This window comes from Dyella acidisoli (genome assembly GCF_030160295.1).
Lineage (GTDB): Bacteria > Pseudomonadota > Gammaproteobacteria > Xanthomonadales > Rhodanobacteraceae > Dyella_B > Dyella_B acidisoli.
Genome location: NZ_BSOB01000046.1, coordinates 364489 through 379693, shown reverse-complemented (window position 1 = coordinate 379693; position 15205 = coordinate 364489). Strand labels below are relative to the sequence as shown.

The following is a 15205-nucleotide window of genomic DNA, read 5'->3' as shown; positions in this document are numbered from 1 at the left end:
TGTGACTTTTTAACCATGCTGAAGATCGAAAACCTGCACGCCCGCGTCGAGGGCAAGGACATCCTCAAGGGCCTCACGCTTACCGTGAACCCGGGCGAGGTGCACGCCATCATGGGCCCGAACGGGGCCGGCAAGTCGACGCTGGGTAACGTACTGTCCGGCCGCGATGGCTATGAAGTCACGGCCGGTTCCGTGACGTTCGAAGGACGCGATCTGCTCGCGCTGGAACCCGAAGATCGCGCGGCTGCCGGTGTGTTTCTCGCGTTCCAGTATCCGGTGGAAATCCCCGGTGTGAACAACACGTATTTCCTGCGCGCCGCACTCAACGCACAGCGCAAGCAGCGCGGTGAAGCGGAGCTGGATTCCATGCAGTTCCTCAAGCTCGTGCGCGAAAAGCTGAAGATCATGCAGATCTCCGACGAGTTGCTGCATCGCGCCGTCAACGAAGGTTTTTCGGGCGGCGAGAAGAAGCGCAACGAAATCTTCCAGATGGCGGTGCTGGAACCGAAGCTGGCGATTCTGGACGAGACCGATTCCGGTCTGGACATTGATGCACTCAAGCAAGTGGCGCAGGGTGTGAATGCGCTGCGTTCGCCGGATCGTGCATTCCTTGTCATCACCCACTACCAGCGCCTGCTCGACTACATCGAGCCGGATTTCGTGCATGTGCTGGCCGATGGCCGCATCGTGGAGAGCGGCGACAAGACGCTGGCGCTGAAGCTGGAAGAACACGGTTACGCCTGGGTCAACGATCACGATCCAGCCTTGGCGAACGAGGCGCGTGCATGAGCCAGTCACCGGCACCCATGCCTTTCATCGACGCGCTGCGTGATGCGGGCAACCTGCGCCTGCCGGGCAGTGGTCTGGCATGGTTGGATGCAGCACGGCGCGAAAATCTGGAAGCGTTCATCACGGCCGGGTTGCCGGATACGCGCGCGGAAGCCTGGAAGTACACTGCGCTGCGCGCGCTCGGCCAGCGTCGATTCGCGCTGGGCGATGCAGCGGCGGCTTCGCATCCGGTTGATCCCTATGCACTGACTTTGCCGGGTATCGATGGTCCGCGGCTGGTGTTCGTCAACGGCGTGTTTCGCGCCGACCTGTCGCGGCTCGAAGCCTTGCCGCCGGGTTTGTCGCTGCAGCCGCTTTCCCGTGTATTGGAAAACGATCCAGAGCCACTGCGCTTCGCCCTCAGTCGTCACTATCGGGAAGCGGGTGATGCATTCGCGCGACTCAATGCGGCGCTGGCCGGCGATGGCGTGGTGCTGCGTGTGGCGCCCGGCGTGCGTGTGGGTAAGCCGGTTCACCTGTGTTTTGCTGGCACGCCTGCGCAAGGTGATGCGGCGTGGCACGTGCGTAACGTGATCGAACTGGGCGAAGGCGCAGAACTCGATCTGGTCGAGCATCACCTGGCCACGGCGCAGCACAAGCACCTGGCTACGCTGGTCAGCGATATCGTGGTGCGCGATGGTGCCAAGCTTCAGCATGCGTTGCTGCAAAACGCCGCCGAAGAAAGCACATTGATCCGTCGCGGCAGTATGCACTTGGGCGCGAAGTCACAGGCCACTCTGCACGTGCTGGAACTGGGCGGCGCATTGGTTCGGCATGACTTGCACGCAGAACTGCGCGGTGATCAGGCACGCCTCGATACGCGCGGCGTGTTCGTGCTGCGTGGACGTCAGCATGTCGACACCCAGCTATCGATTCGCCATCAGGCGCTCAATACCGCTTCGGAATCCATCTGGCGCGGCGTGGCCGACGAACGTGCGCGCGGCGTGTTTCGCGGCGCGATCGTGGTGGCCGAAGGTGCCGACGGCAGCGATGCCAGCCTCAATAACAAGAACCTGTTGTTATCCGCGCAAGCAGAGATCGATACCAAGCCGGAATTGGAAATCTACGCCGACGAGGTGAAGGCTGCGCACGGCGCCACGGTCGGCCAGCTCGATGAGCGTGCGTTGTTCTACCTGCGTTCGCGCGGTTTGCCGAATGCGGAAGCGCGCGCGCTGCTTACATCGGCGTTCTGCCGGGCGGTGTTCGCCGCGCTCCCCAACGAAACCCTGCGCGACCATTTCTCCGACGCGCTACTCGCGCATCTACCCTGATTGCCACCATGACCGTCAAGCCCAGCCATCCTTCCGTCGACTTCGATGTGCAGCGTGTGCGCGCGGATTTTCCGCTGCTGTCGCGCACGGTGCACGGCAAGCCACTGGTGTATTTCGACAACGCCAATACCAGCCAGAAGCCGCGACAGGTGATTGAGGCGGTCGACGATCACTATCGCAAGCACAACGCAAACGTAGCGCGTGCGGTGCATCTGCTGGGCGAAGAGGCGACCGCTGCTTATGAAAATGCGCGTGACAGGCTCGCCGCTTTCATCAATGCCGGTTCGCGCAACGAAGTGGTTCTTACCTCCGGCACCACACAATCGATGAACCTGGTGGCGTACAGCTATGCGCTGCCGCGCCTGAAGCCAGGTGACGCAATCGTCACCACGGTGATGGAACATCATGCCAACATCGTGCCGTGGCAGCTTGTTGCTGCACGCACGGGCGCTATCGTGAAAGCTGCGCCGATCGATCAGAACGGTGAACTGATCGTGGAGAAATTCTTCGAACTGCTTACGCCGGATGTGAAGCTCGCGTGTGTGGCGCACGTTTCCAATGTGCTTGGCACGGTGAACCCGGTGCGCGAGATCGCACGCGAATGCCGCAAACGCGGCATTCCGTTGGTCGTCGACGGTTCGCAAGCGCTGCCGCATCGTCCTGTGGATGTGCAAGCAATCGGTTGTGATTTCTACGCATTTACCGGGCACAAGGTACTGGCGCCCACCGGTACGGGCGGGCTATGGGCAAAGCGTGAACACCTGCAGGCCATGCCGCCGTTCTTCGGCGGTGGCGAAATGATTCGCGAAGTGCGCTTCGATGGCACCACCTTTGCCGAGCCTCCACACAAGTTCGAGGCGGGTACGCCGAACATTGCCGGCTTTGCCGGCATAGGCGCCGCGATCGACTACTACCAATCCATCGGCTTCGAAGCGATTCGTGCATGGGAGTACGAGCTGCTGACGTACGCCACCGAGCGCCTGCGTGAGATCCCGGGTGTACGCATTTACGGCGAAGCGAAGGAGAAAGAGCCGGTGATCTCCTTCCTGGTCGAAGGCGCGCAAGCGATGGACATGGCCACGCTGCTCGACCTGGAAGGCGTGGCCGTGCGCTCGGGCCATCATTGCGCGCATCCGCTGATGCAGTTCTACGGTGTGCCGGCCACCTTGCGTGCGTCGCTGGCGTTCTACAACACGCGTGAGGAAGTGGATGCATTCATTGCCGCGCTGTTGAAGGTGCGCAAGTTGCTGATGTAGTAACGCGTGCGCGCGCTTCGGCAAATTGTGTACTTGCCAAGATGAAAGTTACCCCGAGGGCCGTCATTCCCGCTTTCGCGTGAATGACGGCCGTGAGGTAAGGATGACTTTCATGGAGCAACCTACGTCTTTGCTCTACAGCTTGCCAGAATGATGGTGCGGGGCGCTGAGCACCTTGCTTGCCGCAAGCAGCGCCAGAACTCCGGCCATAGCAAGCAGCCACGGCTGCGAGAGCGCCAGCGGCACCAGCTGTTTCCAACTGCTCGCATACCGAACCAGCACACCAATCAACATCCCTACCAGCACGCCAAGCAGCGCCAGGCTCAGATAGAGCTCCAGCCGTGTATCGCCAGCGGTATGGCGACGTGCCTCCAAGGCGACCTTGCTGGCGAAATCGGCCGGCAGGTTTTCATCCAACGGTTGTCGTAATGCGCGCGCTACCAAGCGATAGCGCTGCAGCGCCTGATCATCGCTGGCGTCCAGCCCGAGCCGTTCCGCTCGAACGGCGCGTTCCTGCAGTGCCCATTCGCGTTCCATGCGGTCGTCGTGAGGCGATGGTGGTTCGCGGGTCATGGTGAAACTCCGTACAAAGTCTGCAACTGTTCGCGCAAACGAAGACGTGTGCGAAACAGATGGCTTTTGATCGTACCGGTAGCCAAGCCGGTGATGCTGGCGATCTCGTCGATGGACAGCTCGTCCAGATGATAGAGCGTAAGCAGGGTTCGCTGCAGGGGAGGGAGGGTTTCGATGGCTGCATGTAGATGTGCCGCCATGTCGCTATCGGCATAAGCGCTTTCCAGATCGAAGCTGTCGCTCGCTCTCTCTGCCACGTCAAAGCCGTCCCCATCTTCGCTGGGATCAAGCACTGCAATGCGCTTTCGTTCCAGATATCGCAGCGCCACCGTATAAGCCACACGACCGATCCAGGACTTTAGCGCGCTTTCGTAGCGGTACTGGCGCAGATGCTGGTGCACGCGCAGGAACGTATCCTGGCAAAGCTCGCGCGCGTCCTCCGGGTGGCGGACCATGCGGTAGATGATGTGCCAGCACAGCGCCTGGTGCTCGCGCACCAGCCGCTCGAACGCGCCGGGCGCGTTCGCCAGTACGGCTTCGACCAACTGGCGATCCTGATGATCCATGCGCCGCGGCGCCAATCAGCCGAAACGTCGCGCGAGCACAAAGAACAATAGGTAACCAAGCCCGAAGGCTCCCAATAGCATTGCCACCACGCCAGCGTTGATGTCGGTCCAGCCCATGGCCTGGATGACGCCAAAACCGATGGCTTCCATGACGGTGACAATGCCCCAGCGCAAGGCTGTCATCTGGTCGCGATGCATATCGCCTTGCACCACAGACTCCACCAGCTCCTTCGAGCCGGAGACTTGCAGCATCTTGACGCGCAAGCGCGCGTTGACCAATAGCCTGACTATGTAAGTGATCCCGAAGGTGATGCAAAGGAAGAGCACAATCGGGATCATCTCGCCTAACACGCCTTTGTCCATCATCTACTCCAGATAAAGGGCGCCGGATTGGGCACCGATGAGTATAGAGATACGGCCGGCCACCGATCGGTTGCAGGCGAATGTCTTGCAACTGTTTGCCCTCCAGCCGCATCTACCTCTCCGTAATCCGTTGCAGCCGTCCATACGGTCGCATGCCATGCATGCCGCCAAGGGTTTACTGCGCCTTTCAAAAGGAGATCGTCATGCGTCCCTGCTTAGCGGCAATGTGCCTTGCCTGTCTTCCTCCTGGCGCGCTGGCTAACTCGGTACATATCATCGAGGTCATCAACGATACCCACAGCCGTATCGACTCGTTTTCGATGGCTCCGGCCGGCAGCGACCGCTGGACCGAGGTGGACTTCAAGCCGCCCATGTGGGAGTCGTCGTTTGATCATCAGCAGGCCGCCATGCTGCAGTTTCACGACAACGATGGCTGCTTGCGCGATCTGCGCACGGTACTGTCGGACGGACGCAGGATCTTCGCCAGCAACTTCGACCTGTGCCGTTTCCACGCCTACCGGCCTGGCATGCGTTTTCACGGCGGGCACCCCGGTTCGCAAATCATGCCTTAGCTATGCGGGTGACTTTGGCGGAATCACAGCGCGGATTATCATGGGCGGATGAATACCGTCATCGCTCCCGTTTTCCGCAAGGCCATCGAGGCCGACATCGATGCCATCGTCGCCTTAGTGCACTCCGCCTACCGCGGCGAATTCAGTCGCCAGGGTTGGACGACCGAAGCTGATCTGCTCGATGGACCGCGTACTGATCCCGCCGACGTGGCGGAGGTGCTGGCCGCGCCGGACAGTGCCGTGCTGCTGGCGTCGATCGATAGCGAGTTGCTTGCCTGCTGCCATATCGAGCGACATGGCGAGTCGGCCTATTTCGGCATGTTCGCCGTCCATCCCCCGCGCCAAGGCAGCGGGCTCGGCCGGTTGGTGCTGGCGGAAGCGGAACGATATGCGCAGCAAATCTGGCAGTGCAGGGCCATGCACATGAAGGTGATCGACGTTCGTAGCGACCTGATGGCCTGGTACGAGCGTCGGGGTTATCACCGCACTGGCGAATATTCGCCTTTCCCTTACGGCGACGAACGCTTCGGCCTGCCGCGCCGCGACGATCTACGTTTCGAATTGATGGTGAAGGATCTGGCGGGAGCGGCACGATGAGCGAAGCATGGGTGGAAGTCGGCACGCGCTCGGAGTTGCTGCCCGGCGAATTCAAGGTGGTATGGGATGGCGACACCGCCATCGCCGTGTTCAACGTCGACGGCGATCTGTATGCGGTGGAAGATATCTGCACGCACGACGGCGGCGAGTTGGCCGGTGGCGAGATCCATGGCCACGAGGTGGAGTGTCCACGCCACGGCGCGCGTTTCGATTTGCGCACGGGCGAGCCGACTTGTCCGCCGGCCTATGAGCCGATTCATCGTTTTCCTGTGCGTGAAGAAAACGGGTTGATCTGGACGCGCGACGATCGCTGAGCATGGCGTTCGTCGATTCGTGACAACTGTTTCTTTGTGGCTTGGTTCTCAAGTCAGCGCGCGGAAACATACACGTCAATAATTGTTGACGCTTCTTTCATCCGCGAATTGTTACATCGCAACATAAGCGCTGCGTGGTGTTAGGCAGCGTGATGTTGTGCACATGGCTACGCCTGTGTGCGGGATTGGTTGCAGCGGAACGGCGGATGCGAGGCGGAATGCTGGTCTCTCCGTGTCGTCGCCTATGTGAGTAAACCAAGTGGCTGACGATTGCTGATCGCATTTCAGCCATCGTCACGTTTTTTTGCGGCACTCATCGTGCAAGCGTCTCTTTCATGGCTGCAGTTAGCCGTGACGGGCTGCTAGTGCCTTGAAAAACAAGAGCGCAGCCATCTGCGTCGGGAGAGTGTGTCTAGGGGTAACCGAATTTGCATCACAACGCGAATGCAATGCAGCAAGGCAGGCGCATGCGTGTGAGTTGAGAAAGCCAGCCAGGCCATGACGGAAGTGTGTGCATTCGCAAGGAGAACGCGCAATGAGTCACGAGTCACTTTTGTCGCTGCCATTGACCACCGCGCAGCGCGGATTGTGGGTGGGCCAGAAGATCGGCGCAGCAGATGCCACCTTGAACATCGCCGAGATGCTGGAGATCTGTGGGCCAGTACAGCCCGAACTTTTCATGCGTGCCTTATGGCAGATCACGCATGAAGCGGAGACCTTGCGCGTAGCCGTGGTGGAGCATCACGGCCAGCCCCGACAGATTGTGAGGGCCGTGTACAACGGTCATTTCCCTTTTCTGGATGTGAGTCGCGAGGCCAATCCACGTGCCGCGGCGGAAGCGTGGATGCTGGAGGAATTGAGCCGTCCGGTCGATCTGGCCAACGATCCCTTGTTTGTCAGCGCGTTGTTCAAGGCTGCCGACGATCGTTATTACTGGTATCAGCGCGCCCATCACATCGTTTACGACGGCTACAGCGGTGGCCTGATCGCGCGCCGATTGGCTGAGCTTTACACAGCGTACATGGAAGGACGCGAACCTGAACCCTGCGAGTTTGGTCCACTGAAGGATCTGCTCGAAGCCGAGGCGAGCTATCGAGATTCGAGCCGCTTCCATCGAGACCGAGAATTCTGGAAGGGAAAGCTTGCTGATCTGCCCGAGGCCGTATCGCTAGCACGTGGAAATCACCGCAGCAGCATGGGTGGCTTGCGGCGAAGTATTGGACACTTCTCGATAGCGACGGTAGAACGCTTGCGTAAGTTGGGCAAGCAGACCTCCACCAGTCTTCCTCAAATGCTGATCGCGCTGGTGGCGGCTTATTATCATCGCGCAACGGGTGCCCACGACCTTGTCATTGGCATGCCGGTGTCGGCACGTATGAGTGCGCAGTTGCGCAACTGCCCCGGTATGGTCGCCAACGCAGTAGCGATTCGGCTGAGCTTTACGCCAGGCATGACGACTGTCGACCTGTTTGCGCAAGTCGCCCAGGCAGTAAGGCAGACGCTGCGGCACCAGCAATACCGTTACGAAGATGTCCGGCGGGATGTTGGCCTGGTCACCAAAGGCCAGCACCTTGCATGGCTGGGTGTGAACATCGAGCCTTTCGATTACCAACTGAGTTTCGCAGGGGCTCCGGCCATTTCACACAATGTGTCGAATGGATCGGCCGAGGATTTGACGGTATTCGTCTACGATCGGGGCGATGACAGCGAATTGCGCTTCGACTTCGACGCCAATCCTGCGCTCTATAGCATGCCCGAACTGGATGAGCATCGCCGTCGGCTGGCGTTGCTGGTAGAGGCGGTGCTGGCCGATCCGTCCCAAGCATTGCAGGATATCGACATATTGGGCATCGACGAGCGCCGTCGTCTGTTGCACGAATGGAATGCAACCGAAGCTCTCCTTTCATTGACCAGCCTTCCTGCGCTGGTTGCATCTCAGGCAGCCTTGAATCCAGACGCTCCGGCGCTGATCTTCGAGGACGCGACCGTGACTTATCGGGAACTTCACGAGCGAAGCGTAAAGCAAGCCAGGCAGCTTATCGCCGACGGCATTCTCCCCGGCGACATCGTTGCAGTCATGCTGCCGCGTAGCGAACAGTGGATCGTTGTATTGCTGGCCATCATGCGCACGGGCGCGGCTTATTTGCCTTTGGATCCGAATGGACCAAGGGATCGCATTGCCATGATGCTGAGCGATGCGTCACCCATTGCCCTGATCGCTACGCGCGAACTTTGCGAGCAATTTGCGGTTGGCGGCATGATGATCTTGCATCCCGAGGACCTGGACGTGTCATCGGAGGCGGCGCCAAGCGAGCCTGACTTGGTCAGTGCTGATGCGACCGCCTATGTGCTTTACACCTCCGGCTCAACGGGCAAGCCGAAAGGTGTCGAGGTGACGCATCGTAACCTTGCCAATTTTCTGCAAGGTATGCGCGCGCCTTTGGGCATGCAGGCCAGCGATCGTTTCCTGGCCGTGACGACCATGACATTTGATATCTCCGTTCTGGAGGTTTTCTTTCCTTTGACAATCGGCGCTTGCGTGATCATGGCCGGTAGCGAGGACGTTCGTACGCCTCCCGCATTGGCTCGACTGATCCGCCAGCATCGCGCAACGTATATGCAAGCCACGCCTTCGCTCTGGCGGGTGTTGCTGGCAAGTCCGAATCTGGATTTGCAGCAGGTGAACGTGCTGATTGGCGGCGAAGCACTTAACGCCGAACTGGCTGGACAGCTAAAGCGCCGTGCTGCACGTGTCATTCAGTTCTACGGGCCGACCGAAACGACGGTATGGTCCACCGTATTTGAACTTGATGCTGCGGACGGTGTTAGTGCACCACCCATTGGCCGTCCCATCCTTAATACCCGGCTCTACGTTCTCGACGCCTACCAGCGCCCTGTGCAGACCGGCGCGGTGGGCGAGTTGTATATCGCCGGTGCGGGTGTGGCGAAGGGTTACCTGCATCATCACCAGCTCACTGAAGCGCGTTTTCTGGCTGATCCTTTCATCAGTGATGGCACCCGCATGTATCGCACTGGCGATCTGGTGTACTGGGACGACAAAGGGTTGCTCCACTTCGTCGGCCGTGCCGATGGCCAGGTGAAAATCCGTGGCCATCGCGTCGAGCTGGGTGAAATCGAATGCCAGCTCGTGCGGTACACTGCCATTGCCGAGGCGGCAGTGACAGTACATAGCGAGCAGGACGGTGTCCCCTCGCTCACCGGCTACGTGGTGATGCGGACAGGTATGGATGCCAGCATCCATGCGGTGCGCCAGCATCTGGCGAAGTTCCTTCCCGAGTACATGATTCCCGCACAGCTTATCGTGCTCGACGCCATGCCGTTGACGTCCAGTGGCAAGCTCGACCGCAAGGCCCTGCCGCTGCCCGCACGTTCCAGCAAGACGGCATATGCCGAGCCAGTGACCGGGATCGAGAAGAAGCTGGCCGTGCTATGGCAGCAGGTGCTGGGTGTGGAACGGATCGGTCTGCACGACAATTTCTTTCAGCTCGGTGGCGACTCGCTCAAAGCGGCAGAAATGGTCGCACGCTTTCCCGAGCACTTCGGTATGGAATTGCCATTGGCCAGCCTGTTCGAAGCTTCCACCATCGGTAGTCTGGCCGCGTATCTGCAACGCGCGGAAAGCAGCAGCGATCCGCTCGGCATCGTACTGCCGCTACGGATAGCACGGCGCGAACGTCCGCTGTTCTGCATCCACCCGGCCGTGGGCTTGAGCTGGGGCTATGGTGGCCTGCTGCGTTATCTGGATGACAAGCTGCCGGTGTACGGCTTGCAGTCGCGCGGCTTGCGCGGTGGCGTGCTGCCCGAGAGCATCGCGGAGATCGCGGCAGATTATCTGGTGCAGATGCGGCGAGTGCAGCCGGAAGGTCCTTATCGCATGCTGGGCTGGTCCCTGGGCGGCTTGATTGCGCATGAGGTCGCTGCGCAATTGCAGCGTGCCGGCGAGCAGGTTGAATTTCTCGCCCTGCTGGATGCGTATCCGTTCGTTATCGACGACGCGCAGGCAGATGCCAATCCGTCGCACGAGATCCGGTCGATCCTTCGCTTCCTGGGTTTCCATCATCACGCGGTGGAAAATCCACCGGCGGACTTCGCTGCGTTGACCGATCTGCTGTGCAAGGAATATGGGGTGTTCGACATGCCGCTGGTGCAGGAAATCACCCGCAAGGATTCGCATCTGATCGAGCACGTCTCCGCTGTCACGCTCAATAACTTGCTGCTGGCACGCAAGCATGTGCCACAGCGGATCGATGCTGACGTGATGTTCCTGAACGCGGCGATCAAGGGTGAGGTCGATCTAAGCGGCCAGTTGCATGACAAGCCTGAAGCCTGGCGTCCCTATGTGGATGGCCGGCTGGATGTGCACGACGTGCCTTGCCATCACCAGGCGATGCTGGACGCCGAATACGCCACGCATGTCGGCAAACGGGTGATGCAACGGATGCATGCGCTGCAATCCATTCGCGTTCCAGCTGCTGCAGCCTTGCCGGCGATGGATGCTGGACAGCCATTTGCGGAGAACGCGGCCTATGCGTGACATCATCGCGCACGGCGCGCCCATCGCCATTTTCACCGTAGGCACGCAAGGCGATATCCGACCTTGCGTGGCGTTGGGTGCCGGCCTGCGGCGTGCGGGTTATCCGGTCCGCATCGTCACCAGCGACAACTTTGAAAGCATGGTGCGTGCAGCGGGGCTGGACTTCTTCCCGCTGACCGCCAATTTCCAGCACTTGCTCGACTCCAATCGCGAGATGACCGAGCAAGGCTTGAACATGGCAGCCATGGCGCGTATCTCGCGGCGTTTCTATAGCGATTGGGCTGTGCACTGGGCGCGTGAAGGGATGGCTGCCGCGGAAGGTGCCGGCTTGCTGATCGGCGTGGCCAACAGCACCTTGCTGGCCAAAGCGGTGGCCGAGGCGCGCGGCATTCCCTTCGTGGCTGCGCAGTTGCAACCGCTGACGCCATCGCGCTTTATGCCGCCCTTGGTGCTGTCAGGCGCAGGCACGTTACCGCAGTTCCTCAACATGCCCTTGTACAACGTGCTGCGCCTGCTGGTGTGGTATGTCATGAAGCCGGCCATCAACGATACCGTGCGTTCGCAGCTCGGCTTGCCGCGTTATCCGTGGTACGGGCCTTACTTCCACAGCCGGCAGCAGCGCGTGCTGTACGGTTTCAGTCGCCACATCGTGCCCAGGCCAGTCGATTGGCCTGACGCCGCACAGATCACCGGTTACTGGTTTCTTGATGAGCGGTACTGGCAGCCATCGCATGCTTTGCGTGATTTTCTCGATGCGGGACCCAAGCCGATCTACGTGGGATTCGGCAGCATGGTGAGCGCACAGGCGGAACAGTTTACGGCTTGCGTGCTCGACGCCATCGGCCGCAGTGGTCAGCGTGCCGTGCTCGCGACTGGCTGGGGCGGCCTGGCGGCTGAAGAGGGAGCGCAAGACGAGCGGATCTTCATTACCCAAGGTGCGCCGCATGATTGGCTATTCCCGCGCATAGCTGCCGCGGTTCATCACGGTGGCGCCGGCACGACCGCGGCGGCTGTCCGTGCTGGCATTCCCTCCGTGATCGTGCCGTTTTATGGCGATCAACCGTTCTGGGCGCGCTGCTTGCAGCGTGAAGGTATGGCACCGCCCGCGCTGGATCGCAAACAGCTAAGTGCAGAAGCACTGGCGGGCGCCATCGAGAGCACGCTGCAGGAGCCTATGCGTCGATCCGCTGCGGCACTGGGCGAGCGCGTGCGAGCAGAAGATGGCGTAGCTGTCGCATTGCGTTGCCTGCAAGCCTGGGGTTTCTTGTCGCCGATTGTGGATGAGTCGGCTATCGAACCATTGCGTAACGTGGGTTGAAATCGGCGGCTTGTGTGGCCGGCGAAGGTTCTTCTTCAGCCTGGATGGTGCAACAACGTGGCGAGTTGTCATTGATACCGGAGGGAATGCCATGGAAACCTTTGGCTTGATCTTTGTGCTCTACCAGCCCACTGCCGAATTCGTGAGCAATCTTCACAAAGCAACGGCGCTATGTCGAAACGTCATTGCTGTCGATAACTCGCCCGAGCCGAACTTGCATCTTCACGAGACGCTGCGACAGGCTGGCACCACTGTGATCTTCAATCGCAATCAAGGTGGCCTGGCTGGTGCCTACAATCGAGGTGCGGATCTGCTGCTAGAGCAGGGCTGTGAGGTGATTTTCCTGCTCGATCAGGATTCGGATATTGATGAGCAATTTTTCGTAAAAATGATGAAGGCATGCTCGGGGCTTGGCACCGATATATTCATCATGGGTCCTAAGATTTACGAAATTCATTTGCAGCGATGCATGCCGGTGACGCCGCCAGGGCGAAGGTTTCCCAAGCCGTTCCGCATTGATAAGGAAATCGAGGGGTTGTTTCCCACCCTCTTCGTGATCTCCTCTGGCTCAGCCATATCTGCACAAGCATACCGGACGGTGGGCGCCTTCAAGGAGGACTATTTCATCGAATGCATTGATGTCGAATATGGCCTTCGTGCAACGAGTCTGGGCGTCCCGGTTTATATGAATGCCGCGGTGACGATGCGGCAAACCACGGGGAATATCGAGCGACACGGAAAGTTGTTTACCACTAATCATGCAGCATGGCGGCGCTATTACGGCACGCGCAACGCCGTTCATTCGCTACGGCTTTACCGATCAAAATGGTCGCTGCACTGGCTGAGCGGCCCATTGGCCATCCATTGGGCACTTTGCGTCGTGCTGTTCGAACCGCAGAAGCTGCGCAAGCTTGTTGCGATGGTTGCCGGCTACGTGGATGGACGGCTCGGTGTGTTAGGAACCTTCGAAAGCAGGCATCCAAGGATCGCTGCATTCTGCAAGCGGTCCTCGCGCGAAGAGATTCTCATTCAGGACAATTCATCGGCAACCGCTGAATAGGAGGCGAGCATGAAACAGAAGCTCTCCACCGTGGAGCATTTGATCGAGGGCAATATCACCTGCCGGGTCAGCGTGGATGGCCACCTTTCGATGGATCGACTTCGCTCGGCACTCGATCGGGTGCAGCGTAAACATCCGGCGTTGCGGGCGCTTATCAGTCAGCAGGGCGATGAGCTCTACTACGAAGCGGATACGGCCGGGGCTATTCCGCTGCGCATTGTCGAGATGAATTCGGAAGAGGACTGCACCGGAGCCCGCGAGGCTGAGCTGATCATGGCCTTTCCGCATCATCAACCGCAGTTGCGTGTCGTCTGGTTGAGATCAGGGCTGAGCAACGAATTGCTTATCACGACCTCGCATCGCATCTGCGATGGCATGAGTGTGCTCACCTTGGTCAGGGAGATACTCAAGTCGCTGCACAGTGATGACGCGATGGTTCCCTACGCACCCTTGACCCTTCACGACATCATCGGCGATTTGCGCGATGAAGGCCTGCCCAAGCGTCGGCGCGCGGCGCGCATCATGAACGCGGTGATCGGGTTGGTTCCGGGCTCTCAGAGGCCGGTGGAAAATAAGGAAATCTATCGGGAGTGGAGCGCAAGCCAGGGGTTGTCGACCCTGCTGAGGCAGCGCTGCAAGCTCGAGGGAGTGTCCATGCATACGGCCTTGTTGGCCGTGTTGGATAAGGCGCTGCAGGCGACGTTCGGCAAGCAAGCCCCGGCATGGATAGACAATCCTTTCGATGGGCGGCGTGGTGGGCGACTATCCATGATCAAGAGCGACATGCTCTTTTTCAGTGGCGGCAGTTTCAAGATCAAGTCAGGGCAGAACGATACTGAGGATTTCTGGGAGAGGGTGCGCAAGATCCATGCGGAGGTCCGCCTGAAAATAGAACAGGAGCTGGTCAATATCCCTGCGAAGCATCAGTTCTTTGAGATGATCAAGGTGCCTTCCGAGAGCAAGATGCGATCGATCGTGAGGCTGCAGAATTTCTTGAGCGGCCGCGGCAATCGGAGGGTATTTTCATTTTCCAACCTCGGCAATATTCAAGTGATTGACGAGGATGCGCCCTTTGAGTTGAAGGACTTCCGCCTGTTTGTGCATTCATTCGTCGTGAGGCTTTTGGGCATCATCGCCTATTCGTTGCATGGTCAGCTCCGTTTTATCTATTTGGGCGACGAAAAGTGTTTAAGCCACGCCGAAGTCGATGCGCTGAAATGTCAATTCATGACTTTGCTTGAAATGCATGCCGGGCAGCATGCCCGGACGCCAGAGCCTTTGGGTACATTTGGAGTCGTAGCCGAATGAGGCTTTGGTGGACTTCAGGCTCCATCAGTACCTGATTCGCGTCTTGCCTCAGCTGTGTATGTCGTGGTGTTGGGGCATTGCCTGCGGCGCTTTCGGAGCTTTCGGACCCTAAAGGGCCCGAGTCACTTTTCTTTGCTGGCCCAAAGAAAAGTAACCCAAAGAAATGGCCTAACAGGCTCACAGCATGGGGAGGCTAAAAGCCTGAACGTGTATGGCTAGATAGGTGGTTGGTTGCCCAAGGTTCGACGCTCCCGCTATACCGCGAGGCGTCGAAGCACTGAGGGCTTAAAGCGCGCCTTCCGATAGGTTGAGCTTTGCTGAGATCTGCCAGATCTGCCTTAAGTCCTCAGCGTCTCGACGCCTCGCGGTATAGCGGGGTGGTAGAAGCTTGGCTCGCCATCGATCAAAGCATGGCGACATCCACCAAGCTTGTAACCGATGCAATGCCATGAGCTCTTGAGGCCATTTCTTTGGGTTACTTTTCTTTGGGCCAGCAAAGAAAAGTGACCCGGTCGCTTCGCGACCGGAAGCGCCGCAGGCAATACCCCAACAAACGACATACCCAGCCGAGGCTCGACACTAATTAGGTACTAAGCAGGGAGCCTGTCAGTTGGGGTGCAAACC

13 protein-coding genes are annotated in these 15205 nt (G+C 59.3%); 10 read left to right on the top strand and 3 right to left on the bottom strand.

Features of this window, described 5'->3' with window-relative positions:
• The first annotated feature begins 15 nt into the window (after positions 1-15).
• From sufC to QQJ86_RS18040, 3 genes are read left to right on the top strand one after another with little or no spacing between them, the layout of a single operon-like run.
• Positions 16-789 carry a Fe-S cluster assembly ATPase SufC gene (sufC, locus tag QQJ86_RS18050; RefSeq protein WP_284322359.1) on the top strand — a complete coding sequence of 258 codons (774 nt, stop codon included), beginning with the start codon at positions 16-18 and terminating at the stop codon, positions 787-789.
• Positions 786-2099, top strand: coding sequence for a Fe-S cluster assembly protein SufD (gene sufD, locus QQJ86_RS18045; protein ID WP_284322358.1), 1314 nt, complete (start codon positions 786-788; stop codon positions 2097-2099). The genes sufC and sufD overlap by 4 nt, the downstream gene beginning before the upstream one ends.
• A gap of 8 nt (positions 2100-2107) precedes the next feature.
• Positions 2108-3355, top strand: coding sequence for a cysteine desulfurase (locus QQJ86_RS18040; RefSeq protein ID WP_284322357.1), 1248 nt, complete (start codon positions 2108-2110; stop codon positions 3353-3355).
• Between the two features lie 135 nt (positions 3356-3490).
• On the opposite strand, the gene QQJ86_RS18035 is transcribed toward QQJ86_RS18040, so the two are convergent.
• Genes QQJ86_RS18035 through QQJ86_RS18025 form a run of 3 tightly spaced genes read right to left on the bottom strand, consistent with a single transcriptional unit; the run spans position 3491 to position 4860 of the window.
• A complete protein-coding gene (locus tag QQJ86_RS18035; RefSeq protein WP_284322356.1) occupies positions 3491-3928 on the bottom strand; it encodes a hypothetical protein in 438 nt (145 codons plus the stop codon).
• Complete coding sequence (locus tag QQJ86_RS18030; protein WP_284322355.1) at positions 3925-4494, bottom strand: RNA polymerase sigma factor; 570 nt, start codon at positions 4492-4494, stop codon at positions 3925-3927. The genes QQJ86_RS18035 and QQJ86_RS18030 overlap by 4 nt, the downstream gene beginning before the upstream one ends.
• A gap of 15 nt (positions 4495-4509) precedes the next feature.
• Positions 4510-4860: a hypothetical protein gene (locus QQJ86_RS18025; protein WP_284322354.1), complete on the bottom strand. Its 351-nt coding sequence runs from the start codon at positions 4858-4860 to the stop codon at positions 4510-4512.
• A gap of 200 nt (positions 4861-5060) precedes the next feature.
• Here QQJ86_RS18025 and QQJ86_RS18020 point away from each other — a divergent pair, with 200 nt between their 5' ends.
• From QQJ86_RS18020 to QQJ86_RS17990, 7 genes are all read left to right on the top strand, one after another.
• Positions 5061-5429 (top strand): hypothetical protein, encoded by a 369-nt coding sequence (locus tag QQJ86_RS18020; RefSeq protein WP_284322353.1) that lies wholly within the window; start codon positions 5061-5063, stop codon positions 5427-5429.
• A 48-nt stretch (positions 5430-5477) separates the two neighbouring features.
• The gene (locus tag QQJ86_RS18015) at positions 5478-6026 is read left to right on the top strand and encodes a GNAT family N-acetyltransferase (protein ID WP_284322352.1); all 549 of its coding nucleotides are present in this window, start codon (positions 5478-5480) and stop codon (positions 6024-6026) included.
• Positions 6023-6340 carry a Rieske (2Fe-2S) protein gene (locus QQJ86_RS18010; RefSeq protein WP_284322351.1) on the top strand — a complete coding sequence of 106 codons (318 nt, stop codon included), beginning with the start codon at positions 6023-6025 and terminating at the stop codon, positions 6338-6340. The genes QQJ86_RS18015 and QQJ86_RS18010 overlap by 4 nt, the downstream gene beginning before the upstream one ends.
• A gap of 535 nt (positions 6341-6875) precedes the next feature.
• Entirely contained in the window at positions 6876-10895 is a 4020-nt protein-coding gene (locus QQJ86_RS18005; protein WP_284322350.1) for an amino acid adenylation domain-containing protein, read from the top strand.
• The gene (locus tag QQJ86_RS18000; RefSeq protein WP_284322349.1) at positions 10888-12213 is read left to right on the top strand and encodes a glycosyltransferase; all 1326 of its coding nucleotides are present in this window, start codon (positions 10888-10890) and stop codon (positions 12211-12213) included. The genes QQJ86_RS18005 and QQJ86_RS18000 overlap by 8 nt, the downstream gene beginning before the upstream one ends.
• Positions 12214-12304: 91 nt before the next feature.
• Complete coding sequence (locus QQJ86_RS17995) at positions 12305-13273, top strand: glycosyltransferase (protein ID WP_284322348.1); 969 nt, start codon at positions 12305-12307, stop codon at positions 13271-13273.
• Positions 13274-13282: 9 nt separating this feature from the next.
• A complete protein-coding gene (locus QQJ86_RS17990; RefSeq protein ID WP_284322347.1) occupies positions 13283-14581 on the top strand; it encodes a condensation domain-containing protein in 1299 nt (432 codons plus the stop codon).
• Positions 14582-15205 lie beyond the last annotated feature (624 nt).